Source organism: Micromonospora alfalfae (genome assembly GCF_022230925.1).
GTDB lineage: Bacteria > Actinomycetota > Actinomycetes > Mycobacteriales > Micromonosporaceae > Micromonospora > Micromonospora alfalfae.
The window spans coordinates 217639-241204 of record NZ_JAKKFH010000045.1 but is presented as its reverse complement, the minus strand read 5'-3'; the positions used below and the strand labels follow the sequence as shown (position 1 = coordinate 241204).

General features: G+C 71.6%; 24 protein-coding genes, 1 pseudogene and 1 riboswitch. Of the genes and pseudogenes, 13 read left to right on the top strand and 12 right to left on the bottom strand.

Annotated elements, in window-relative coordinates; translation table 11 throughout:
- Window positions 1–50: 50 nt before the first annotated feature.
- Window positions 51–410, bottom strand: a complete 360-nt coding sequence (locus MED01_RS30085) for a DUF3099 domain-containing protein (RefSeq protein WP_030337423.1) — start codon at window positions 408–410, stop codon at window positions 51–53.
- 104 nt (window positions 411–514) lie between these two features.
- On the opposite strand from MED01_RS30085, the gene MED01_RS30080 reads away from it, so the two are divergent.
- Window positions 515–802 (top strand): hypothetical protein, encoded by a 288-nt coding sequence (locus MED01_RS30080; protein WP_124771959.1) that lies wholly within the window; start codon window positions 515–517, stop codon window positions 800–802.
- 13 nt (window positions 803–815) lie between these two features.
- Entirely contained in the window at window positions 816–1127 is a 312-nt protein-coding gene (locus MED01_RS30075; protein WP_124858894.1) for a YlcI/YnfO family protein, read from the top strand.
- A gap of 9 nt (window positions 1128–1136) precedes the next feature.
- On the opposite strand, the gene MED01_RS30070 is transcribed toward MED01_RS30075, so the two are convergent.
- Window positions 1137–1727: an HhH-GPD-type base excision DNA repair protein gene (locus MED01_RS30070; protein ID WP_238671976.1), complete on the bottom strand. Its 591-nt coding sequence runs from the start codon at window positions 1725–1727 to the stop codon at window positions 1137–1139.
- A gap of 95 nt (window positions 1728–1822) precedes the next feature.
- Here MED01_RS30070 and MED01_RS30065 point away from each other — a divergent pair, with 95 nt between their 5' ends.
- Both MED01_RS30065 and dtd read left to right on the top strand, forming a co-directional pair.
- A complete protein-coding gene (locus MED01_RS30065) occupies window positions 1823–3307 on the top strand; it encodes a DUF7782 domain-containing protein (RefSeq protein ID WP_238671842.1) in 1485 nt (494 codons plus the stop codon).
- Window positions 3307–3729 (top strand): D-aminoacyl-tRNA deacylase, encoded by a 423-nt coding sequence (gene dtd, locus MED01_RS30060; protein WP_238671841.1) that lies wholly within the window; start codon window positions 3307–3309, stop codon window positions 3727–3729. Before MED01_RS30065 ends, dtd begins: the two co-directional genes overlap by 1 nt.
- A 118-nt stretch (window positions 3730–3847) precedes the next feature.
- Here dtd and MED01_RS30055 read toward each other — a convergent pair whose 3' ends face one another.
- Complete coding sequence (locus tag MED01_RS30055) at window positions 3848–4636, bottom strand: sporulation protein (protein ID WP_238671975.1); 789 nt, start codon at window positions 4634–4636, stop codon at window positions 3848–3850.
- Between the two features lie 232 nt (window positions 4637–4868).
- Here MED01_RS30055 and sigB point away from each other — a divergent pair, with 232 nt between their 5' ends.
- On the top strand, window positions 4869–5885 hold the full coding sequence (gene sigB, locus MED01_RS30050; protein WP_372493752.1) for an RNA polymerase sigma factor SigB: 1017 nt from the start codon (window positions 4869–4871) through the stop codon (window positions 5883–5885).
- Between the two features lie 104 nt (window positions 5886–5989).
- Complete coding sequence (locus MED01_RS30045) at window positions 5990–6397, top strand: VOC family protein (protein ID WP_238671839.1); 408 nt, start codon at window positions 5990–5992, stop codon at window positions 6395–6397.
- 10 nt (window positions 6398–6407) lie between these two features.
- Here the strand turns inward: MED01_RS30045 and MED01_RS30040 are convergent, their stop codons facing one another.
- From MED01_RS30040 to MED01_RS30030, 3 genes are read right to left on the bottom strand one after another with little or no spacing between them, the layout of a single operon-like run.
- The gene (locus MED01_RS30040) at window positions 6408–8963 is read right to left on the bottom strand and encodes a bifunctional acetate--CoA ligase family protein/GNAT family N-acetyltransferase (protein WP_238671838.1); all 2556 of its coding nucleotides are present in this window, start codon (window positions 8961–8963) and stop codon (window positions 6408–6410) included.
- A 24-nt stretch (window positions 8964–8987) separates the two neighbouring features.
- The gene (locus MED01_RS30035) at window positions 8988–10169 is read right to left on the bottom strand and encodes an acetoin utilization protein AcuC (RefSeq protein ID WP_238671837.1); all 1182 of its coding nucleotides are present in this window, start codon (window positions 10167–10169) and stop codon (window positions 8988–8990) included.
- A gap of 48 nt (window positions 10170–10217) precedes the next feature.
- A complete protein-coding gene (locus tag MED01_RS30030; RefSeq protein WP_238671836.1) occupies window positions 10218–11078 on the bottom strand; it encodes a sulfurtransferase in 861 nt (286 codons plus the stop codon).
- 100 nt (window positions 11079–11178) lie between these two features.
- On the opposite strand from MED01_RS30030, the gene MED01_RS30025 reads away from it, so the two are divergent.
- Window positions 11179–11868 (top strand): iron-dependent transcriptional repressor DtxR, encoded by a 690-nt coding sequence (locus tag MED01_RS30025; RefSeq protein ID WP_091400569.1) that lies wholly within the window; start codon window positions 11179–11181, stop codon window positions 11866–11868.
- 19 nt (window positions 11869–11887) lie between these two features.
- Here MED01_RS30025 and MED01_RS30020 read toward each other — a convergent pair whose 3' ends face one another.
- Together MED01_RS30020 and MED01_RS30015 are read right to left on the bottom strand one after the other, a co-directional pair.
- Window positions 11888–12436 carry a hypothetical protein gene (locus MED01_RS30020; protein WP_238671835.1) on the bottom strand — a complete coding sequence of 183 codons (549 nt, stop codon included), beginning with the start codon at window positions 12434–12436 and terminating at the stop codon, window positions 11888–11890.
- Window positions 12437–12528: 92 nt separating this feature from the next.
- Window positions 12529–12789 (bottom strand): DUF5522 domain-containing protein, encoded by a 261-nt coding sequence (locus MED01_RS30015; protein ID WP_238671834.1) that lies wholly within the window; start codon window positions 12787–12789, stop codon window positions 12529–12531.
- A gap of 147 nt (window positions 12790–12936) precedes the next feature.
- On the opposite strand from MED01_RS30015, the gene MED01_RS30010 reads away from it, so the two are divergent.
- The 4 genes and pseudogenes from MED01_RS30010 to MED01_RS30000 all read left to right on the top strand — a co-directional run bounded on the left by MED01_RS30010 (window position 12937) and on the right by MED01_RS30000 (window position 15341).
- On the top strand, window positions 12937–13500 hold the full coding sequence (locus MED01_RS30010; protein ID WP_238671833.1) for a dihydrofolate reductase family protein: 564 nt from the start codon (window positions 12937–12939) through the stop codon (window positions 13498–13500).
- A 3-nt stretch (window positions 13501–13503) separates the two neighbouring features.
- Window positions 13504–13821 (top strand): annotated as a pseudogene (locus MED01_RS36225) (alpha/beta fold hydrolase); the annotation flags it as partial.
- Between the two features lie 122 nt (window positions 13822–13943).
- A complete protein-coding gene (locus tag MED01_RS36220; RefSeq protein ID WP_308193578.1) occupies window positions 13944–14366 on the top strand; it encodes an alpha/beta fold hydrolase in 423 nt (140 codons plus the stop codon).
- A gap of 33 nt (window positions 14367–14399) precedes the next feature.
- The gene (locus MED01_RS30000) at window positions 14400–15341 is read left to right on the top strand and encodes a MerR family transcriptional regulator (protein WP_238671832.1); all 942 of its coding nucleotides are present in this window, start codon (window positions 14400–14402) and stop codon (window positions 15339–15341) included.
- A 33-nt stretch (window positions 15342–15374) separates the two neighbouring features.
- On the opposite strand, the gene MED01_RS29995 is transcribed toward MED01_RS30000, so the two are convergent.
- On the bottom strand, window positions 15375–16310 hold the full coding sequence (locus MED01_RS29995) for a DUF2332 domain-containing protein (RefSeq protein ID WP_238671831.1): 936 nt from the start codon (window positions 16308–16310) through the stop codon (window positions 15375–15377).
- Window positions 16311–16453: 143 nt separating this feature from the next.
- Here MED01_RS29995 and MED01_RS29990 point away from each other — a divergent pair, with 143 nt between their 5' ends.
- The gene (locus tag MED01_RS29990; RefSeq protein WP_238671830.1) at window positions 16454–17566 is read left to right on the top strand and encodes an FAD-dependent monooxygenase; all 1113 of its coding nucleotides are present in this window, start codon (window positions 16454–16456) and stop codon (window positions 17564–17566) included.
- A 49-nt stretch (window positions 17567–17615) separates the two neighbouring features.
- Here the strand turns inward: MED01_RS29990 and MED01_RS29985 are convergent, their stop codons facing one another.
- Entirely contained in the window at window positions 17616–18578 is a 963-nt protein-coding gene (locus MED01_RS29985; protein ID WP_238671829.1) for a CU044_5270 family protein, read from the bottom strand.
- Between the two features lie 18 nt (window positions 18579–18596).
- A complete protein-coding gene (locus tag MED01_RS29980; protein ID WP_238671828.1) occupies window positions 18597–19166 on the bottom strand; it encodes an RNA polymerase sigma factor in 570 nt (189 codons plus the stop codon).
- A 132-nt stretch (window positions 19167–19298) separates the two neighbouring features.
- A riboswitch (ZMP/ZTP riboswitch) is annotated at window positions 19299–19380 on the top strand.
- A gap of 13 nt (window positions 19381–19393) precedes the next feature.
- Here MED01_RS29980 and MED01_RS29975 point away from each other — a divergent pair.
- A complete protein-coding gene (locus MED01_RS29975) occupies window positions 19394–20293 on the top strand; it encodes a bifunctional 5,10-methylenetetrahydrofolate dehydrogenase/5,10-methenyltetrahydrofolate cyclohydrolase (protein WP_238671827.1) in 900 nt (299 codons plus the stop codon).
- 350 nt (window positions 20294–20643) lie between these two features.
- Here MED01_RS29975 and MED01_RS29970 read toward each other — a convergent pair whose 3' ends face one another.
- Window positions 20644–23541, bottom strand: coding sequence for a vitamin B12-dependent ribonucleotide reductase (locus MED01_RS29970; RefSeq protein WP_238671826.1), 2898 nt, complete (start codon window positions 23539–23541; stop codon window positions 20644–20646).
- Between the last annotated feature and the right edge of the window lie 25 nt (window positions 23542–23566).

Sequence of the window (23566 nt, the reverse complement as noted above, 5' to 3'; positions counted from 1 at the left end):
CCACAGTCGTAGCGCTGCCCTGACCGCTCGAACCCTGGCCCGTTCGCGGGTCAGGGTTCGACGTCGATGACCTTGTGTGGGCGTTCCTCGGCGGTGAGGCTCATCGGCGGGGTGTCGTCCTGTTGGCGGGGGTGGAACCGGTTGGCCAGCCGGTGCTCTTCCTTCGGCGGCCGGTCGTTGGCCAGCAGCACGGCCAGCCAGGGGATGAGCACCATGCCGAGGCCGCACAGCGGCAGCCAGAGCCAGAGCAGTGGGGCGTTCGCACCGACCAGGATCGCGCCGACGATGATGCACAGCACCCGGATGCCCATCATCAGGACATAGCGGCGCTGGCGACTGTTGAGCTGATCGTCCTGGCTGCGCGAGGCGTCGGTGATCAGAATCGGCTGGTACGCCTGACGCTTCACCATGGACCTCCTCGAGGGGGTTACGCCTCATCCTGTCACCGCAGGTCCGTGATCAGCGAACTTCGACCCATCCCGTCGCGTGTTACGCCCGTGGTACGCTCCGCGATGTGGGCAGCAGGTTCAGCTTCACCGACGAGGCGTTGGCCAACCTGAGGGTCTACGACGTCACACCCGGGGAAGTCTGGGAGGCGCTGCACAGCGCCCGACGGGTCATCCGTCATCTGGGTGACGACGTGATGGTGGTCTACGCCGCCGCCCGTCGGGGCCGCCGGCTGGCGGTGCTGCTCGCCGAGGCCGATGGCACCGACAACGACTGGGACATCCTCTCCGCCCGCGAGCTGAGCGACGTCGAGTCCAAGCGCTACGACGAGGCCGTGCGGAGAGACCGCCGATGAGGAGGCCGTGACGATGCACCGTAACGACGCGACCAAGCAGTTCCACGGCGGCGGCGAACGAATCGCCGAGCTGATCGACGAGAGCCCGGCGGCGGAGCTGCCCACCCCCGACAGCGACGTGCCGATGGTGAGCCGCTCGGTGCGGCTGCCACTGGACACCTACGAGCGGGTCCGCGCCGCCGCCGACGCCCGGGGCATCGGGGTCACCACGCTGATGCGCCAGTGGATCGAGGCCGGCCTGGCCGACCTGGACGACTCGGCAACCGTCTCGCTGGCCGACGTCCGGCGCGCGCTGGCCTCGCTGGCGCACCCCACCGCCGCCTGAGCAGACAGCTCAGCCGCCGGTCGTCTTCGCCTTTGCCGCCGCCTTCATCTGCTGCTTGAACTCCCGCACCCGACGCAGCGAATCGGCGTCGGTGACGTCGGCCACCGACCGGTACGCGCCCGGGTCGCCGTAGTCCCCGGCCGCCTTCCGCCAGTCCTGCGGGGTCACCCCGAACCGCTTGCCGAGCAGAGCCACGAAGATCTGCGCCTTCTGCTTGCCGAACCCAGGCAGCGCGGCGACCCGGCGCAGCAGCTCCGGCCCGTCGGCGACCTCGGCCCAGAGCAGCGCCGCTTCACCGTGGTAGCGCTCCACCAGCACCTGGCAGACCTCCTGCACCCGGGCCGCCATCGCCTTCGGGAACCGGTGCAGTGCGGGCGGCTGGGCGAAGAGCGCGAGCAGGGCCTCCGGGTCGTACCCGGCCAGCTCCGCCGCGTCCAGGTCGTGGCCGAGCCGCTGCTGCAGCACGTACGGCGACGAGAACGCCTTCTCCATCGGCACTTGTTGATCAAGAACCATGCCGAGGAGCAGGGCCAACGGGTTGCGCTCCAGCAACCGGTTGGCCTCTGGGTCGATGGGCAGAACGAGCGTCATGCGGACCATCCTGCCCGGCGCTCCGATCGGGGCGGACACCGACGCTCCGACACCATCCGGCGGGTGACCCTGACCCGGGACGCGACGGGAGGCAGGATGTCGGGGTGGACGAACACGACATGCTGCTCTCCCCCGCCGGCGTCGACGCGCTGCGCAGCGCACTGACCCGGACCGGATTCACCAGCCACGGCATCGCCGAGCGGCTGGGCGCCCAGGCGACCGCGGCGGTCGCCCGCAACGACTACCGGGCCGCGCTGCGCGCCACCGAGGAGGGCGACCCGCTCGGCACCCTGATCCGGCTGTTCATCTGCGCCCAGACCGAGTCGGAGGCGGCGGTGACCGCTGCGCTGACGCCGCTGAGCCTGGCCGAGGCCCTCGCGGGCGGGCTGGTCGAGCGGTACGGCGACGGCCTGCGTGCCGGCATCGACCTGGAGCCGTACGGCGAGGACTGGTGGGTGCTCGCCGACGTGCCGGCCAGCGCCCGCCCGGGTCGCCCGTTGCACGCCGAGCACGTCCTTGGCGTCGGCGGGGCGACCCACACCCTGATCGGCGCGACCATGCGCCGGCCGGTCGACACCGCACTGGACCTGGGCACCGGTTCCGGCATCCAGGCCCTGCACCTGGGCACCCACGCCCGGTCCGTGACCGCCACCGATCTCTCCGAGCGGGCGCTGCGCTTCGCCGCGACCACCGCCGCCCTCAACGGTCAGGACTGGGAACTGCTCCGCGGCGACCTGGTCGCCCCGGTGGCCGGTCGGCGGTTCGACCTGGTGGTGAGCAACCCACCGTTCGTGGTCGGACCCGGCACGACCACGCACGTGTACCGCGACTCCGGCCGGGTCGGTGACGCGATCGGCGCCGAACTGGCCGCCGCCGCCCCGGACCTGCTCACCGAGGGCGGCACCATGCAGTACCTGGCGAACTGGGTGCACGTCGCAGGCGAGGAGTGGGACGAGCGGGTGGCCGGCTGGTTCGCCGGGACCGGCCTGGACGCCTGGGTGATCCAGCGCGAGGTGGCCGACCCGATGGCGTACGTCGACCTGTGGCTCACCGACGTCGGTGAGACCGCCGACCCGCAGCGGATGGCCGCCTGGCTGGACTGGTTCGACGCGCACAAGGTGGAGGGCATCGGCTTCGGCATCGTGTCACTGCGTCGGGGCGGGCACGCCGACCCGGTGGTGCGGGTGGAGGATCTACGCCAGCGGGTGCAGCCACCGCTGGGCGACCACGTCGCCGCCTGGTTCGACCGCCAGGACTTTCTCCGGGTACGCGACACCGAGGCGTTACTCGCCGAGCGCTACCGGGCCGCCGAGGGCCTCCAGCTGCGACAGGAGGCCACCATGGGCGACGAGGGCTGGGGGGTGGACCGGCAGGTCATCGCGATGCCGCACGGCCTGCGTTGGACCGAGGAGATCGATCCGCTGGTACTGGCGCTGGTCGGTGGCGCCGATGGCCGGCTGCCGCTACGTGACCAGCTCGCCCTGCTCGCCGCCGCGCACGACGTCGAGCCCGACGAGATGGCCGAGGCCGCCGGCCCGATCGTGGCGCACCTGGTGGAGCGCGGCTTCATCGAGCCGGTGAGTGCCTGATGCGGGCTGTGGTGCAGACCGTCGGGCGGGCCAGCGTGACTGTGGACGGCGAGGTGGTCGGTGCCATCGGGAACGGCCTGCTGGTGCTGCTCGGGGTGACCCACACCGACACCGCGGAGACCGCTCAGACGATGGCTCGCAAGGTGCACGAGGTACGGATCCTGGACGGTGAGCGGTCCGCCGCCGACGCCGGCGCGCCGATCCTGGTGGTCAGCCAGTTCACCCTCTACGGCGACGTCCGCAAGGGCCGCCGACCGAGCTGGACCGCCGCCGCCCCCGCCGAGGTCGCCGAGCCACTGGTGACAGCTGTGGTCGACGCCCTACGGGAACGAGGAGCGAAGGTGGAGACCGGTCGCTTCCGCACCCACATGTTGGTCGAGAGCACAAACGTTGGCCCCCAAACCCTCCTCCTAGACCTCTAACCCCACCCCCACCCCCCCACCGCCCCTGTTGATCATGAAGTTATTGCCCGCCGCCTCGGCGTGTCCTGGCAACAACTTCATGATCAACGGACGAAGAGGGTGGGGGTGGGGGGTGGGGTTAGGAGAAGAGGCCTCGGCGGGTCAGGGACTGGCGGAGCCAGTTGTCCAGTTCGGCGGTCCAGTCGGTGCGGTCGGCCGTGGCGTGGTCGACAGTGAATCGACCGAAGGCGTCCCGACCCTCGGTGAAGACACCGCCGCGCTTGTCGACCTCCAACACCACCTGCATCTGCTGCGCGTCGGCGATGAAGGTGACCTCCAACTGGTTGATCGAGCGGGCGTACTGCGGTGCCGGACTGAACTCGATCTCCTGGTAGAACGGCAACGTCTGGCGTACGCCGTAGATGTGGCCACGTTCCACATCGGCGCGGGCGAACCGGAAGCCCAACCGCAGCAGCGCGTCCAGCAGTCGCTCCTGCGCCGGCAGCGGGTGCACCGACACGGCGTCCAGGTCTCCCTTGTCGACGGCGCGGGCGACCTCCAGCTCGGTACGCAGGCCCATCGTCATCCCGTGCAGGTGCTGCCCGTACAGCTCGGTGACCGGTGTCTCCCACGGCACCTCGAAGCGGAACGGGAGGTCGTAGCGCTGCCCGGGCTCCAGCCGGAACGAGCCGGTGACCTGTTGGCGGTGGAACTCCTGGGTGGTGTCGTAGTCGTTGTCGCCGGTCTCCACCTCGACCCGGGTGACCAGGCCGAGGGTGACGTGGTCGATGTCGACCTGGTGATCGCCGCCCAGCACCTGGATCCGGCCCTCCAGCTGGCCGCCCGGACGGCAGTTCGCGTTGGCCAGCACCGTCTCCACCGACGGACCACCGACGCCCATCGCCTTCATGAGCCGCTTGAAGACCACACCGTCCTCCAACTGTCGTTTCCGGCCGACCAGAGATGGCCGGCCGTCCGCAACGTAGCCGGGGCGGGCAACCACACACTCGGACGACACACCGCACCAGCGATCCGACGCGATTCCTGTCGGGTGCCCGATCGCCTCACTCCCGTTTTACGCGCCGCCCGCCAAGCTGTTGTCACACCGGCACCACTGGGCCGGGAACACGGCACCGACGTGGAAACGGGGAGAGACAGAGATGGTCCTTCAGATGACGGAACACCGGACGCGCCCGGCCACCACGACCGACACCGACGGGGCCCCCGAAGCCCTCGTCGACCTGGACGCCACCGACGAGCGCGGCATCTCCACCGACCTGGTCCGGGCCTACCTCAACGGGATCGGCCGGACGAAGCTGCTGACCGCCGCGCAGGAGGTAGACCTGGCCCGGCGCATCGAGGCGGGCCTGTTCGCCGACGAGAAGCTTGCCACCTGCACCCCGGTCTCCGCGGAGCTGCGAGCCGACCTGGAGCTGATCGTCGCCCAGGGTCGGGCGGCCAAGGACCACCTGTTGGAGGCGAACCTGCGGCTAGTGGTCAGCATCGCCAAGCGCTACACCGGCCGTGGCATGGCGTTTCTCGACCTGATCCAGGAGGGCAACCTCGGTCTGATCCGGGCCGTGGAGAAGTTCGACTACGCCAAGGGCTACAAGTTCTCCACGTACGCCACCTGGTGGATCCGACAGGCCATCACCCGCGCCATGGCCGACCAGGCCCGCACCATCCGCATCCCCGTGCACATGGTCGAGCAGGTCAACCGGATGGTCCGGGCCCGCCGCGAACTGGCGGTGACGCTGGGCCGCGAACCGACGGTCGCCGAGGTGGCCCGCGCACTGGAGATCCCGGAGATCCAGGTCATCGAGCTGATCTCCTACGACCGGGAGCCGGTCAGCCTGGACCAGGCCGTCGGCGACGACGGTGAGAGCGCGCTCGGCGACTTCGTGGCCTCGGTGGACCCGCGTATCGACTCGGGCGACGCCGCCGCCCAGGGCGAGCTGCGCAACGAGGTCAGCATCGTGCTCTCCACCCTGTCCCAGCGGGAGCAGGCGGTCATCCGCCTCCGGTTCGGCCTGGACGACGGCCGCCAGCGCACCCTGGACGAGGTCGGCCGGGAGTTCGGCCTGTCCCGGGAGCGGATCCGGCAGATCGAGAAGGTGACGCTGCTGAAGCTGCGCGCCCCGGAGCGGGCTCAGCGCCTGGAGGCGTACGCCTGCTGACGCATCCGGTTCCCACGGAAGGCCCCGGCGGTTCGCCGGGGCCTTCCGTGCTGTCGGGGTGCTTGACTGGGACACCGTCCGCTGAACCACGAAGGAGAGCGACGATGAACTGGACGCTGGAAGTGGTGATCGTGCCGGTCTCCGACGTGGACCGGGCGAAGAAGTTCTACGCCGACCAGCTCGGCTTCACTGTGGACCACGACACGGTGATCAGTGACGACGCGCGCATCGTCCAGCTGACGCCGCCCGGCTCGGGCTGTTCGATCGTGATTGGCAAGGGCGTCGTCCCGGAGATGCCGCCAGGCTCACTCAAGGGGCTGCAACTGGTGGTGCCCGACCTGAAGCGGGCCCACGAGGAACTGGTCGGGCGCGGCGTGGAGGTCAGCGAGATCCAGGTGGTGGGTCGGAACCCCCGGCCGGTGCCGGATCCACTGGACAACGTCGGCTTCGTCTTCTTCGCCGACCCGGACGGCAACACCTGGGGCGTCCAGCAGATCTCCAGCCGCGCCTGACCGGGCCCGCTCACAGACGGCGGGGGCCGGTGTCCGGGCGGGCGGCCACGCCACCCACCCCTACCTGTGCGTGCAGGATCGAGATGCCATCGGGGCGGGCGAGCACCGGGTTGAGGGTCAGCGAGCGCACCCGGGGCTGTTCGTCGGCGAGCTGACCCACCCGTAGCAGCAGATCGGCAAGGGCCGCCCGGTCGACCGGCGCGGCCCCCCGGTGCCCGCGCAGCAACGGCGCCGCCCGGGGCTCGTCGACCAGCTCGGCCGCGTCCCGGTCGGTCAGCGGCACCGCCCGCCAAGCTCGGTCGCCGAGCAGCTCGGTGGCGACCCCGCCCAGGCCGAAGCCGACCACCGGCCCGAACGCGGGGTCTTCCACCACCTCCACCACGCAGGCCACGCCGGGCGGGACCATCGGCTGAACCAGCGCCTCCGCGCCGAAGGTCGCCGCGAGGTCGGCGTACGCCCGGCGGAGAGTCGGCTCGTCGGGCAGGTCCAGTCGGACCGCGCCGAGGTCGAGTCGGTGCCGCAGCCCGGGAGCGGCCGCCTTGAGCGCAACCGGGAAGCCCAGCCGCGCCGCCGCGTCGACAGCAGCGTCGACCGAGTCGACGGACACCGAGGCCACCACGTCGATGCCGTACGCGGCCAGCAGCGCGCCCGGGTCGGTGCCGTCGGCCCGGAGCGCGGCCTGCGCGGCAGCCCGATCGAGGTCGGGCAGCTCCGGTGCCACCCCGGGTGGGCGGCGAAGCCACTCGGCGTACCGGTGCGCCCGGGCGAGCGCGCGGACCGCCTCCTCCACGCCGCCGTACGCCGGCACCCCCGGTGGCAGCCGGCCTACCAGGAACGTCGCCACTGTCGGCTTGCCCAGCGCGAGGGCGGACGGCAGTGCGGCGGTCACGTCGGCGTCCACAGCGGTCAGCTGGCCGGGTAGCGGCGGCGCGAACACCACCACCAGGGCGTCCACCCGTTCGTCAGCGGCCGTCTCGGCGAGCGCGGCGGCGAACGTGGCGGCACCGGCGCTCGGCCCGACGTCGCGGGGATAACCGTCGGCCACGCTCAGGCCGTGCCCGACGCAGGCCGTCGCGGCGAGCCCGGTGAGGGCCGAGGAGTTGCCGACCACACCGACCCGGCCGCCGGCCGGCAACGGCTGGTTGGCCAACAGCACACCCACGTCGAGCAGCTCCGGCACGGTGTCCACCCGAATCACCCCGGACTGGGCGAAGAGCGCCGCCACCGCCACCTCGTCCGGCCCGGCGGCGTCACCGACCCCTGGCGGGCGGGCCGGCGAGGCGAGCGCGACGACCGGTTTGGCGCGGCCGATCCGCCGGGCCAACCGGGCGAACTTGCGCGGGTTCCCGAAGGTCTCCAGGTAGAGCATGATCACGTCGGTGGCGGGGTCGTCCTGCCAGTACTGCAGGAGGTCGTTGCCGGAGACGTCGGCCCGGTTGCCGGCCGAGACGAAGCTGGACAGCCCGAGGCCCCGCCGGTCCGCCTCGGCGAGCAGCGCCACCCCGAACGCACCGGACTGACTGAAGATGCCGACCCGGCCGGCCGGCGGCAACGCCGGGGCGAGGGTGGCGTTGAGGCGTACCGTCGGGTCGGTGTTGGCCACGCCGAGGCAGTTCGGGCCGACGACCCGCATCCCGGCCGCGTGCGCCGCGCGGACCAGTGCCCGCTGGGTGGCCGCGCCCTCGCCGCCGGCCTCGGCGAAGCCGGCCGAGATGACCACCAGGCCGTGCACCCCCGCGGCGGCCGCGTCGGCGACCACGGCGGTCGCCGCCTCCGGTGGGACCGCCACCACCGCCAGGTCCACAGGCGTTCCGGCATCAACCGCCGACGGGTACGCGGGGAGACCCGCCACTGTCGACGCGCTCGGATGCACAGGCACCACCGCACCGGTGAACCCGCCGTCGCGCAGGTGCCCGAGCACCGCCGCGCCGACGCCCTGGCCGGTGGCGCTGGCACCGTAGACGACTATGCCGCGCGGAGCGAGAAGCCGGGCGATCGAGCGGGCCTCGGTGCGGTGCTCCCGGCCGCGCTGCACCTCCAGGCTGGCCTCGGTGGGCGCGATGGGGAAACTCAGGTGGACCACGCCGTCGGCGTACTCGCGCTGGACCTGGTAGCCGAAGTCGGCGAAGACCCGCAGCATCGTCCCGTTGGCCGGCAGCACCTCCGCGACGAAGCTCATGATGTCGTTGCGGCGGGCCGCGTCGGCCAGGTGTTCCATCAGCACCGAGCCGATGCCCCGCCCCTGGTAGGCGTCCTCCACCACGAAGGCCACCTCCGCCTCGGGGGCCTGCGGGCCGAGCCGCTCGTACCGGCCGACCGCGACGATCCGGTCGGCGGCCAGCACCACGAACGCCTCCCGGTCGTGGTGGTCCACTGTGACGAAACGGATCAGATCCCGCTCCGGGATGCGCGGGTACGGCGAGAAGTACCGCAGGTAGCGGGTGCGCTCGGAGAACCGGCTGTGCATCGCCACGATGCCCGGCGCATCGGCCGGGTCGATCGGGCGCAACTGGACCGTGCTGCCATCACTGAGCAGCACGTCGACCGGATGGTCCACTGTCGGCACCGGTACGCCCTCCCCCGGCCCGGCTCAGTCCCGTGGATCGTGCGGGTCGAGCCCGAGCAGCGGGAAGACCGTCTTGCGGGTGGCCGCGATCGCCCGGTCCACCGCGTTCGGCTCGCCGGTCGGCTGCCACGGCTCGTACGACGGGTCGGCGTCGTCGGTCATCCGCAGCGGCACCTCCCGGCCCAGACGTCGGGAGGCGACCAGGTCCCGCCACGCGGGTGGGGTGAGCGTGGCCGGGTCGATCGGGTCACCGGTGGCCACGGCCAGCAGGTGACTCCAGGCCCGGGGCACCACCTCGACGAGCGCGTACCCGCCGCCACCGGTGGCCACCCACCGGCCGTCGCACAACTCGTCGGCGAGCGCCCGCATCGCCAGGTAGGTGGCCCGCTGCCCGTCCACTGTCAGGTTCAGGTCGGCGAGCGGATCCAGCCGGTGCCCGTCCGCGCCGCACTGGCTGACCAGCACCTGCGGCCGGAACGCGCGCAGCACCGACGGCACTATCGCGTGGAACGCGCGCTGCCAGCCGCTGTCGTCGACGCCGGGCGGCAACGGCATGTTGACGGCGGTGCCCTGCGCACCCGGCCCACCCGTCTCGTCCGGGAAACCCGTGCCCGGGAAGAGGGCCAGCGGGGTCTCGTGCAGGCTGACCGTCAGCACCCGAGGGTCGTTCCAGAAGATGTCCTGCACACCGTCGCCGTGGTGCACGTCGACGTCCACGTACGCCACCCGCTCCGCGCCGAGGTCGAGCAGGCGGGCGATGGCCACCGCGGGGTCGTTGTAGACGCAGAAGCCGGAGGCTCGGGCGGACATCGCATGGTGCAGCCCACCGGCCACGTTCACCGCCCGCCGGGCGTCGCCGCGCCAGACCGCCTCGGCGGCGGCCACCGTCGCGCCGGCGATCAGCGCGCTGGACTCGTGCATCCCCTCGAAGACCGGGTTGTCGGAGGTGCCCAGCCCGTACCCGGCGAAGAGCGGGTCGCGCGGCGCGTTGCGCACCGCGGCGAGGTAGGCCGGCGCGTGCACCCGGGTGAGTAGGGCATCGTCGGCGGGCTCCGGCTTGATCACCCGCACCCCTGGCCGATTGAGGATGCCCAGCTCGCGGGCGAGCGCGATGGTCAGCTCCACCCGGACCGGGTCGAGTGGATGGTCACCCATGTCGTAGGCGAGCAGCGACTCGTCCCACACCACAACAGTGTCGTCGGACATGAGCCCATCGTCGCACGAGGATCGGCGCCGGCCCACCGCACGCGCTGGTCAGCGGCCAGGTATCGGCCCGGAGGCGACCGGTCGGGCCGGGTCCGCGACCCAGTTGCTCCACGATCCAACGTAGAGCGCGGCGTCCGTGCGGCCGGCCAGGTGCAGCGCGAGCACCGCCTGGGCGGCGGTCACCCCCGAGCCGCAGTACGCCCCGACGGCCCGCCCCTCGGTCACCCCGGCGGCGGCGAACCGCTCCCTCAGCACGTCGGCGGCCAGGAAACGGCCGTCCGGCCCGACGTACTCCCCGGCGGGCAGGTTCGCCGCTCCCGGCACGTGCCCGGCGACCGGGTCGATCGGCTCGACCTCGCCCCGGTAGCGCGGCGCCGCCCGTACGTCGAGCAACGCGGCGTCGTCCGCGGCGGCCAGCGCGGCGGCCTGCCCGGCGTCGAGCACCGGGAGATCACCGGGGCGCACCACGACGTCACCGGGGGGTGGGGCGGGCGCGTCGGTGGAGACGGGCCGGCCGGCGGCCACCCAGGCCGGGTAGCCGCCGTGCAGCAGGCGTACCGGCCGGTGACCCGCCCAGCGCAGCGTCCACCAGGCCCGTGCGGCGGCCATGCCGTCGCCGCCGTCGTACACCACCACTGGGTGACCGGCGCGGACGCCGGCGGCTCGCAGCGCGGCCTGCAACGTGGCCGGGTCGGGCAACGGGTGCCGGCCGCCGGCGCCCGGCGCCCCACAGAGCGCGGTGTCCAGGTCGACGAAGACCGCCCCGGGCAGGTGGCCGGCGAGGTAGTCGTCGCGCCCGGGCGGGCCGACGAGCCGCCAGCGGACGTCGAGCAGGGTGGGCGGATCGACCTGGTCGAGTTCGGCGACGAGCCGATCGACCTCGACCAACGGCTCCTGGGTACCGGACATGGCGACCATCCAACACCATTCGCGTGGAGGGCACGCGGTTCGGCGAAGGTCACCAGCCGTTCTCCGAGGTAACATCGTGCACCGGAGGGCCGCTGACCTTATGAAGTCTCACGACCTGGTCGATACGACCGAAATGTACCTGCGCACCATCCTCGAATTGGAAGAAGAGGGGGTGCCACCGCTGCGTGCCCGGATCGCCGAGAGGCTGCAGCAGAGTGGCCCCACCGTGAGTCAGACCGTCGCCCGGATGGAGCGCGACGGCCTGCTCACAGTCGAGGGAGACCGGCACCTGACGCTCACCGCCCTGGGTCGCGGCAGCGCCGTGTCCGTGATGCGCAAGCACCGCCTCGCCGAGCTGCTGCTGGTCAACGTCATCGGAATGCCCTACGAGGAGGCCCACGAGGAGGCCTGCCGCTGGGAGCACGTGATGAGCGACGCAGTGGAGAAGCGGGTCTACGACCTGCTCAACCGGCCGACCCGTTCCCCGTACGGCAACCCGATCCCCGGGCTTCAGGAGCTGGGTTCGCCGGCGGCGGAGACCACCGAGGCCGCCGAGGGCGAGCGCAACCTGGCCTTCCCCGGCCTCTCCGGGTCGGTAGTGGTGCGCCGCATCTGCGAGAGCGTGCAGAAGGACGCCGACGTGCTGCGCCAACTCCACGCCGCGGGTGTCGACCCGGGTGCCACAGTGACAGTGGCCCAGGAGCGCGACGGGGTGTCGATCGACCGCTCCGGTGACCGGGTGCGGCTGCCCCGCGAGGTCGCTTCCCGGGTCTTCGTCGCCGCCAACTGACCAACCGGGCACCCGGGCGTCACAACGCCCGGGTGTCCACCTTTTTGGCCAACGCGGTCAGGTCGCCGGTCAGCTTCTCCACAGCCGAACGCGCACTGCCGCGGGCCGTGGTCCAACTCACAGTGGCCAGCCGTCCGTCGCCGGCCAGCCAGCCCACCTCGGCGACCGGGCCGTGCCCGCTCGCCGCGGCGGTGGTCCGCTTGTACGCCTGCTGACCCAGCCCGGTGACCTTCGCCGCCTTGTCCGGCACCACGTCCGCGCCGAAGCTGGCTTTGTCGATCGTGGTCTCGGTCACGGTGAGCGTCAACTCCGGCAATGTGGCACCTGCGGCCCGGACCACACAGGTGTGGGTGTCGCCCTGTTCACTGGCCGCCGCCACGTCGAAGCGGACCTTCACCGTCTGCTCGATCACCGCGAAGTCCAGCAGGCGGCAGGCGCCGCCCGAGGAGGCAGCCGCCACGTCAACAGCTATCGGCACCGGCGGCGGCACCGCCGCCGGTTCCGCCTCGTCGGCGCAGCCACTCACCAGCAGCCCGGCCAGCCCGGCGACCACGATCCGCCCGCGCACACTCCACCCTCTCGCCGACCGACGGCGGAAGGTGCCCGCCAAGTGTCCGTCGGACACCGTACGGGGTGTCGGTGTCGCACGGAAGTCCCCGTTTACGCCTGTTCCGAGGGTGGATCGTCCACGTACGGACAGTGCCGGCAGCCGCGCCCGCAGCACGTTCCACGGCGGGCCAGGAAATTGGCGCTGAGCACGAACAGCCCGCTCGCCGGGTCGAGGTAACCGGCCTCACCGGCGGCCAACGCGGCGGTGTGCGCGGCGAGGATCCGGGCCCGGTCGGGGTGTTCGGACGGCAGCCGGGACGGGTGCGGCTCGGTGAGCGGCCGGTCGGCCAGGGGTGGTCGCTCTCCGGTCACCGCAGCAGTCTAGGGACCGGTCGTGGTCAACCTCCCGCTGCCCGGATGCCCGACATGCCTCTGCGTCGTCGCGGCGACCGGTCGTTTCGTCGTACGGTCCGACGACGATCGGGTTCGACATCCATCGACGCATATGGAGGAGACACGGTGCGGAAGATCGTTGTGCAGATGAGCCTGTCGTTGGACGGGTTCTTCGAGGGCCCGGGTGGCGACATCGGCTGGCACCAGGTCGACGAGGAGTTGCACCAGCACTTCAACGACGTGATCGCCCCGATGGGTGGGTTCCTCAGCGGCCGGGTCAGCCACGAGCTGATGGCCTCCTACTGGCCGACCGCCGATCAGGACCCGACCGCCAGCGGCCCGGAGCGCGAGTTCGCCCGGATCTGGCGGGACATGCCGAAGATCGTCTACTCGCGCACCCTCGACCACGCCGACTGGAACGCCACAGTCGTGCGCGAGGTCGACGTCGAGCAGGTCCGCAAGCTCACCGCCGAACCGGGCGGCGACCTGGCGCTCGGCGGGGCCGACCTGGCCGCGACGTTCGCCCGGCACGACCTGATCGACGAGTACCGGATCTACGTCCACCCGGTGCTGGTCGGTAAGGGCCGCCGACTCTTCCCCGACGCCGAGACTCCGACCGGTCTGCGGCTGGTGGAGAGCCGGGTCTTCGGCAACGGGGTGGTTCTGCTCCGCCACCAGCGGGTCCGCTGACCGATGGCCACCACATTCGACGCGATCGACGGGACCATCCTCGCGTACCGGACGGTCGGGGTTGGGGATCCGCTGGTCTGCCTGCCGGGCGGGCCGATGCGTGACTCCGCGTACCTCGGTGACCTCGGCGGTCTGGGCGCGCACCGGACGCTGGTCATCCTCGATCCGCGGGGCACCGGTCGCTCGGCGGTCCCGGCTGACGTCTCGACCTGCCGCTGCGACCGCATGGTCGACGATGTGGAGGCGCTGCGCGGCCACCTGGGCCTCGACCAGCTGGATCTGCTCGGGCACTCAGCCGGCACCAACCTGGCTCTGCGGTACCTGACCCGGCACCCCGATCGGGTGGGCCGACTCGCGCTGGTGAACCCGAGCATCCGAGCGGTAGGGCTGCAGGTGACCGACGCGCAGCGCCAGGAGGTCACCGATGCCCGGGCCGGCGAGCCATGGTTTCCGGTGGCCGCCGCGGCGGTGGAGTCCATCCTCGCGGGCCGGGCCGGGCCGGGCCCGCCTCCCAGCAGGAGATCGCTCCGTTCCTGTACGGCCGGTGGGACACTGCCGCTCAGGTCCACCAGGCCGCCGAGTCCGGCCAGCGCAACGAGGAGTTGGCCGGGATCTTCAGCTCCGAAGGCGCCTTCGATCCGCCGGCCACCCGTGCGGCCCTCTCCGCCCATCGAGGCCCGGTGCTGCTGCTCGCCGGCGCTGTCGACCTGGCCGCACCGCCGGGCCTGGTGGCCCAGTTCGCCGAGCTGAGTCCACGCGCCGAGCTGGTCGTCCAGCGGGGCGCCGGGCACTACCCGTGGCTCGACGACCCCGAAGCGTTCACCGCGACGGTCGCGGCGTTCCTCGCCGGCCCGGATGGTGCTTGAGTCTCCACCGGGGGGAGACGCGAGGGTGGGGGCATGAGCGGGCAGACGTTTCACACGATCGGCGACCTGGCCCGACGGACCGGCCTGAGCGTCAAGACCATCCGGTACTACGCCGACAGCGGGGTGGTGCCGCCGACGGACCGGAGCCCGGCCGGCTACCGGCGGTACGGCAATGCGGCAGTGGCCCGGTTGGAACTGGTCCGGACGCTGCGTGACCTCGGCCTGGACCTGGCCACCATTCGGCGGGTGGTGGACCAGGAGGTATCCCTGCCCGAGGTGGCCGCCGCACACGCCGAGGCGTTGGCCGTGCAGATCCGGGTGCTGCGGCTGCGCCAGGCGGTGCTCACCGTCGCGGCGAGGCGCGGGTCGGGCCCGACCGAGGTGGACGAGCTGCACCGACTGGCCCAGCTCACCGCCCGCGAACGCGGGCAGTTGGTGGCGGACTTCCTGGACGGCGTCTTCGCCGGCCTCGGCGACCAGCCCGCGTACCGGGGTGCGGTCGTCTCGTTGACACCGGAGCTTCCCGACGATCCCGACACCGCGCAGGTCGAGGCGTGGCTGGAGCTGGCCGAGCTGAGTCGGGAGCCGGAGTTCCGGGCCCGGATGCGGCGGCTGGTGCGGCAGCACGCCGCCGACAACGACGTCCCGGGGCTGCCCCGCCCGGACGCCGTCGCGATGGTCCGGGACGCGGTGGCCCCCGCCCTCGCGGCCGGTCTCGACCCGGCCAGCCCGGACGCCGATCCGGTGGTCACAGCCGTCACCAACCGGTACGCGAACCTGCACCATCACTCCGACGAGGCCGACGTGCGTCGACGGCTGCTCGATCGGCTGGAACCGGCCAACGACCCCCGCCGGGACCGCTACATCGACCTGTTGGCGGTGCTCAACGGCTGGGCGACCGGCGACGCGACGGCGCCTGCGGTGGACTGGTTCATCCGAGCCCTGCGCGCCCGGATGCCCGAACCGGCTCGTTGAGCTGGCCGGCGTCCAACCAGCGGCCTGGTGACGTCAGCCGAACCAGGTCAGCGCCTGGCCGTGACCTCTGGCCCAGGCCAGCGGCTTTCCGTCGAGCGCGAGGACGTTGTGCAGCACGTCGCTCGGTGGGGCGGGCAACCCGTCGTACCGGAGCACCTCCGGCCCCTCGTTCGCCACCCAGTGCCCCGGCAGCTCGCGGACCAACCGGACGAACGCGTCCCGGCGCGGCTGCGGCACCTGGTAGAGCACTGACGTGTGGAAGACCACAAGCGTCGCGTCGGTCGGCGCCCGCGCGGCCAGCGCCGGCAGGTCGTCAACCAGGTCGCCGCGGACCAGCAGCGGCGGGTCGGCCGCGGCAACCGCCGCCGCCGCGCGCAGCCGGGCCCGCCGGTGGGCGTGCTCCGGCCAGATCAGGGCGTCCAACCAGGACACGTCGTCGCTGTCGGTCACGTCGAGCGGGTTGAGGTCCAGGCCGGCCCGCCACACCACCTGGGGTACGCCTGCCGGCGGTGCCAACCCGTTGGCCGCGCAGTCGAGGACCAGCTCACCGGAACCGACCCGATGGTCGCCGTAGCGGTACGCGTACCGGTCGGGGTAGAGGCAGAGCCCGGCCGACGCACCGACCTCCAGCAGGGCGAGGGGCTGCGGCAACGCGGCGAGCACCGGCAGCAGGACCGCGCACCGACCGGCCTCGTTCGTCTGGGTGGCCCGGGTGAGCATCTGCGTCTCGATGGCCGGCCAGTGCGTCATCACGTAGTCGTGGAACGCGGCCGGGTCGTCGACAGGGCCACCGAGCCAGCGGACGACGCCGAACAGCAGATTCGGCTGGCGTTTGGCCGGCGGTAGCCCGTCGAGCACTGTGAGCAGGTCGTCGTCGCGGGCCACGGCCTGCGACAGGCGCTCATACGTGGGCGACACCCCGCGCGCCTCGCGGCTGCCGAACTCGGCGTACGTCTCAGCTGTCGTCATGCCTCATCGTCGCAGCCCATTCCTCGGTATTTCAGCCCCCGTTCCCGTGCGCTGACTCACCCGCCTCGTAGAGTGCTGCGGCGGCTGGACCGTTGAGCAGCAGCTCAGCGGGGTCGCGCAGGGGCAACGGGGAGGAAAGTGTCGTGCGGGGTGACGGTGTCCGGGTACTGATCGTCGGCGGAGGTGTCGCCGGACTGGCGACGGTGGCCGCGCTACGCGAGTGGGGTGCCACTGTCGACGTGGTCGAGCGGGCATCCGGGCCGACCGACTCCGGCACCGGGATCTACCTCACCGGCAACGCGACCCGGATGCTCGACGTACTCGGTCTGGCCGAGCCGGTCTCCGACGTCTCCGTGGAGATCACCCGGCAGCGCAGCGCGAACCAGCGCGGGCGTCGCCTCTTCGACATCGACGTGGCCGCGCTGTGGCGGGGCGTCGGACCGTGCGTGTCGCTGCCCCGGGCCCACCTGCACCGGGCACTGCTCGCCGGCGTCGGCGACACCCCGATCCGCTGGGGCCGCCAGCCGGTCGCGCTCCTGCCAGAGGGCGACCGGGTCGCCGTCGAGTTCGACGACAACAGCACCGGACGGTACGACCTGGTGCTCGGCGCGGACGGGGTGAACTCGACGGTCCGCCGGCTCGCCTTCGACGGTCAGGCGGCCCGCGACCTCGGCCAGTACGCGTACCGGTGGGTCGCACCCCGCGTCGACGACGAGCCGGTCTGGTCGGTGCAGTTGGGGCGCGGTCGGCAGTTCCTGACCATCCCCATCAGCGCTGAGCACACGTACTGCTACTACAACGACGGCCCGGTGGCCGACCGGCCCGGCTGGCGCGACGAGCTTGCCGCGACGTTCACCGAGCCGGTGGCCACCATGCTCAAGGCCCTCGACTACGACGACAGCACCCTGCACGCCGGGCCGAACCAGGAGGTCGTGCTCGACTCCTGGTCCCGGGGCCCGGTGCTGCTGATCGGCGACGCCGCCCACGCCACCTCGCCGAACATGGCCCAGGGCGCGGCGATGGCCCTGGAGGACGCCGTCGTGCTCGCATCCTCGTTGGCCGCTGCCGGGTCCATCGCCGAGGCCCTGCGCGGGTACGAGGCGCGACGCCGCCCGCGTACCGACTGGGTGCTCAGCCAGACCCACCGCCGCGACAAGGCCACCGGGCTCCCGCCCGCGCTGCGCGACCTGGTGATGCGCCGCCTCGGCGAGCAGATGTTCCGCTCGAACTACGGCCCGCTGTTCGCCCAGCCCTGACCGGTCCGACGTGACCGGCCGGCCACGTCCGGGGCGGTGCCAGCGCCGCTCAGGGCAGCTGGCCCGGCCGGTCGACGATTGCGATGCGGAGTAGCGCGACAGCCGTGTGCAGGGACTCCTTGCCGTCGCGCACCACCGACCCACGGCGGCCGAGGAAGACGTGGGTGTCGCGGTCGAAGAGCAGGTCCTCGTTGCCACCGATCACACCGGGCATCCGGATCGCCACCCCATGCCGACCGGCAGCGTCCACCACGTCGCCCGATATGACGACCGCCCCGGGCTCCCGTGCCAACAGTTCGAACAGCGCCGCCAGCGATCGGGGTGGCACGTAGCCCTGGAGCATCAACCGCGCGGTGGTGTACGCCATGCTCTCGTCCCCGTAGACGGCCTCCTCATCGGCTCCTTCCGGGAGGTGCAGGTCGACCGGGTTTTCCCGAAGGTATCGAAGCAGCTCGTCCGGGTCGGTGGGCAGGTCGCCGTGGTATGCCGGCGGCTGGAACGCGTCGAGATCCTTCGTGGGATCGGTGGCATCGTTGATCCGGAGCTCCCGCAGCTCGCCCCACCCGTTCGGGTCGCTCTCCGGTCGGTAGCGTCCCTGCGTGTACGCGACTCCACCGGCCGACTGCCACAGCTGGTTCCGAATGGTCTGGTAAGGCCCGCTGGCCGGCAGGTCCCGGATCGTCGCCAGGTTTTCCGTGAAGACGTACTGATCGGGTCGGGCGGTGAGCTCCGGCTGCTGCCGGGCTGCTTCGGCCGCCAGATGGAAGATCTCCGACGCGCTGGCAGTCGGCGGCTGGTCGCCCACCCTGATCGTCTGCACCACCAGCGCACCGGCGGTCAGCGTCACCGCCAGCCCGAACGCTCCGGCCAGGCGCCAACCGTGGAGGAACCGGGCGCGGCGTCCGGCGGGACGGGCCTCCGACGCCGCCTCGGCCCGTTGGGCCACGTGTGCGGTCAGATCCCGCAGGAGCTGCTCCTCGAAACCCTGCGGCGACGGTTCGGTCTTGTTCATGGCGTCATCTCCGTCTCATCAGGCGAGGGTGGTGACCGGGCGGGCGAGCACGGCGCGGACGACGCGGCGGGCACGATGCAGGCGGACCCGAGCGGCGACAGGTGACACCCCGAGCACTGCCGCCGCCTCCGCGACGGTGAGGCCGTCCACGGCGACGAGTTCGACGAGCGTTCTGGTGCCCTCGGGTAGCTCGCGCAGCGCCCTGTGGGTGCGGCGGGCCGCCGACTCGGCGTCGATCCGCTCCTCGATGCGGGCGATGTCGTCGGGGCTCAGGTCCCGTCGCCCGGCCAGTCGGCCGGTCACCCGCAGCCGTTGAGCCGCCCGACGCCGCTCGTCGCCGATGACGTTGCGGGCCACCCCGTACAGCCAGCCGATCTGACTCCCCCGGTCCGGCCGGTAGCCGGCCGCCGACTCGATCACCGCCAGGAACACGTCGGCGGTGAGGTCGGCGGCGAGATGCGGGTCGTCGACCCGCCGCGCCACGAACCGGCCCACCGCCTCCAGGTGCCGCCGGTAGAAGACCTCGAAGGCCACCGGATCGGCTCCGATGCCGGAAATGTCGTCATCGGCTCGGCTCGGCTCATTCACAGGCCGTCCTCCCTCGTAGCCCTCACACCCCTTCTTCGTAAGGCGGAGCACGAGTGTTACCGAACCATCCCGGCGCGAGTCCGCCGGCGCTGCTGGCCCAACTGGGCAATCGCCCTGCTGATGCGGCATCATCGGATCACCGGCGACTGGCGGCACGGGGATGGTCAAACCATCGGGGAGCCTCTCGCGGGCGTCGACCGCCTGGGCGCCTGCGTCGAGGGACCGTCATGACCACAACCAGCGCATCCGCCGAGCACCACACCCCGTCCGGCACCGCCCGGCTCCTGCCGGGCGCACCGGTCGCCGAAGCCGTCCTGGCCGAGACCGCCGCCGCAGCCGCCCAGCTGCGCAGCCGCGGGATCACACCGAGCCTCGCCACCATCCTCGTCGGCGACGACGACGCCAGCGCCGGTTACATCGCCATCAAGCAGCGCCAGGCCGCCGCGCTCGGGTTCGACTCCCCGCACGCGCACCTGCCTGCCACAGTCACCCAGGCCGAACTGCACCAGACCATTGCCCGGTTCAACAACGATCCGGCCGTACACGGGCTGCTCGTGCAGTACCCAGTTCCGGGGCATCTGGACTACGACGCGGCGTTGCAGACCATCGACCCGGACAAGGACGTCGACGGCATGCATCCGCTGAACATGGGGCGTCTCGCCGTCGGCCTGCCCGGCCCGTTGCCGTGCACCCCCGCCGGCATCGAAGCCCTCCTGGCGTACTACGAGATCCCCGTCGCCGGTCGTGAGGTAGTCATCCTCGGCCGGGGCGCCACCCTGGGCCGCCCCCTGGCCATGCTGCTCGCCCAGAAGCGCCCGACCGCCAACGCCGCCGTCACCGTCGTCCACACCGGGGTGCCCGACTGGGCCCGCTACACCCGCCGCGCCGACATCCTCGTCGCCGCCGCCGGCGTACCCCGGATCGTGCAGCCTGAGCACGTCAAGCCCGGCGCCGTCGTCATCGGCGCCGGCGTCCGCTACGAAGGCCGGCGCCTCCTGCCGGACGTGGACGAAGCGTGCGCCGAGGTCGCCGGCGCCATCACGCCCCGGGTCGGCGGGGTCGGCCCGACCACAGTCGCGATGCTGTTCCGCAACGCCGTACGCGCCGCCGAGCGAGCCAGCCAGTAACCCGGCCGCCGAGATCACTTGATGCTGAGTAGCCCGGTTGTCCACAGCTACTCAGCATCAAGTGATCGAGGCGGCTTCACCTGAGAGAGTGATCATGGATACCTCTGATCACCCGATCTGGCGCAAGTCGAGCGGCACCAGCCAGAGGTCATCCCCGGAGTTCTTCTGCATGATCGACTCGGGTTGCATGAAGCCGCGGTATCCGGGCGAGATTGATACGCCGGTTTCACGGAAGTCGAGTTGATCATGCGGTGAGCGGGCAGGTCCATCGACCCTGCCACGAGCGGAACGCCGCGAGCGCGGCAGGTGATCCCTGCCGCGCTCGCGGGTGGTTCGGTGATACGCGTACGTCAGCTGCAGCCGCTGGTGGAGCCGCAGCCCTCGCAGACGTAGCAGCTACCGGCGGGGCGCATCTTCGTACCGCAGGTGAAGCAGAGCGGTGCGTCGGCGGCCTTGCCGATCACGGCCTCCAGCAGTTCGGTGCTGGAACCCACGCTCGGAGCCGGCTTGGCGGCGGCCACGTCGGCCATCTCCTGGGCCGGCTGGGCGACAGCCTCCGGCTTGGCCGGAGTCTCCACCGGAGCGGACGACGCCATCGCGGTCAGCTCGGCGCCGGTGACGCCGGCGGCCTCCGCGTCGGCCTCGGCCCGCAGCTGCGCGGCCCGCTCCGAGGCGGTGAAGATGCCCAGCTCGGCGCGGCGCTCGTAGGGCAGGAAGTCCAGCGCCAGGCGACGGAAGATGTAGTCCATCACCGAGGCCGCCATCCGCACGTCCGGGTCGTCCGTCATGCCGGCCGGCTCGAAGCGCATGTTGGTGAACTTGCTGACGAACGTCTCCAGCGGCACGCCGTACTGAAGGCCGATGCTGATGGCCACCGAGAAGGCGTCCATCACGCCGGCCAGGGTGGAGCCCTGCTTGGACATCTTCAGGAAGACCTCACCGAGGCCGTCGTCCGGGTAGGACGACGCGGTCAGGTAACCCTCGGCGCCACCGACGGAGAAGCTGACCGTCTCGGACGGGCGCTTCTTCGGCAGGCGCTTGCGCACCGGCCGGTACTCGATGACCTTCTCGACTGCGGCCGGCGCGGCCTCGACGGCGGCCGGCTCGGTGGCCTTGTTGGACTTGCCCACCGAGAGCGGCTGGCCGACCTTGCAGTTGTCCCGGTAGATCGCCAGCGCCTTGAGGCCGAGCTTCCAGCCCTCGAAGTAGATCTTCTCGATGTCCTCGACGGTGGCCGCCTCCGGCATGTTGACCGTCTTGGAGATGGCGCCGGAGACGAACGGCTGGATGGCCGCCATCATCCGCACGTGACCCATCGGGGCGATCGACCGCTCGCCCATGGCGCAGTCGAAGACCGGGTAGTGCTCCGGCTTGAGGCCGGGGGCGTCCACCACGTGGCCGTGGTCGGCGATGTGCTCGACGATCGCCTCGACCTGCTCCTCGGGGTAGCCGAGGCTGCGCAGGGCGCGCGGCACCGTCTGGTTGACGATCTGCATCGAGCCGCCGCCGACAAGCTTCTTGAACTTGACCAGCGCCAGGTCCGGCTCCACGCCGGTCGTGTCGCAGTCCATCATGAAGCCGATCGTGCCGGTCGGGGCGAGGACGCTGGCCTGCGCGTTGCGCCAACCGAACTTGTCACCGATCTTGTTGCCCTGGGTCCACTGCTTGGTCGCCTCGCGGACGATAGCGGTGGCCACCGGGCTGGTCGGCTTGATCTCGTCGTTGGCCGCGGCGTGCTTGCGCATGACCCGCTTGTGCGGCTCCGCGTTGCGGGCGTAGCCGTCGTACGGGCCGACGACGCCGGCCAGCTCGGCCGAGCGGCGGTAGGCGGTGCCGGTCATCAGCGAGGTGATCGCCGCGGCGACCGAGCGGCCCTGGTCCGAGTCGTACGGCAGGCCGGTGGCCATCAGCAGGGCACCGAGGTTGGCGTAGCCGATGCCGAGCTGCCGGTAGGCGCGGGACGTCTCACCGATCTTCTCGGTCGGGAAGTCGGCGAAGCAGATCGAGATGTCCATCGCGGTGATGACGAACTCGACGGACTTGACGAACTTCTCCACCTCGAAGCCACCGTCGGCGCGGAGGAACTTCATCAGGTTGAGCGAGGCCAGGTTGCACGAGGAGTTGTCCAGGTGCAGGTACTCCGAGCACGGGTTCGACGCGGTGATCCGCCCGGTCTCCGGGCAGGTGTGCCAGTCGTTGATCGTGTCGTCGTACTGCAGACCGGGGTCGGCGCACTCCCAGGCGGCCTGGGAGATGGAGCGGAACAGGTTCTTGGCGTCGACGGTCTCGATCACCGAGCCGTCCAGCCGGCCGCGCAGGTCGAAGCCCTTGCCGTTCTCCACCGCCGACATGAACTCGTCGGAGACCCGAACCGAGTTGTTGGCGTTCTGGTACTGCACGCTGACGATGTCGGAGCCGCCGAGGTCCATGTCGAACCCGGCGTCACGCAGCGCGCGGATCTTGTCCTCCTCGCGCGCCTTCGTGACCACGAACTCCTGGATGTCCGGGTGGTCGACGTCGATGATGACCATCTTGGCCGCCCGGCGGGTCGCACCGCCGGACTTGATGGTGCCGGCGGAGGCGTCCGCGCCGCGCATGAAGCTGACCGGGCCGGAGGCGTTGCCGCCGGAGGAGAGCAGCTCACGGGACGAGCGGATGCGCGACAGGTTGACCCCGGAGCCGGAGCCGCCCTTGAAGATCAGCCCCTCCTCCTTGTACCAGTCGAGGATCGAGTCCATCGAGTCGTCGACGGCCAGGATGAAGCAGGCGCTGACCTGCTGCGGCGACGGCGTGCCGACGTTGAACCAGACCGGCGAGTTGAAGCTGAACACCTGGTTGAGCAGCATCCAGGTCAGCTCGTGCGCGAAGACCTCGGCGTCGGCCGGGTCGGCGAAGTAGCCGTACTCCTCACCCGCGGTGCGGTAGGTGGTGACCACCCGGTCGATCAGCTGCTTGAGCGACCACTCCCGCTCCGAGGTCCCCACCGCACCCCGGAAGTACTTGGTGGTCACGATGTTGGCCGCGTTGACGCTCCACGACTCCGGGAACTCCACCCCACGCTGCTCGAAGTTGATCGAGCCGTCCCGCCAGTTCGTCATCACGACGTCACGGCGCTCCCAGGAGACCTCGTCGTACGGGTGGACCCCCTCGGTCGTCCACACCCGCTCGATCTTCAGCCCCGCGCCTGCCTTGCTTCGTGAACGGCTAGTTGTCACGCCGTCGCCCCCCTCGTCTGCGCGGTCACCCACCGCGCGTCCCAATCTCTTGAAAAAC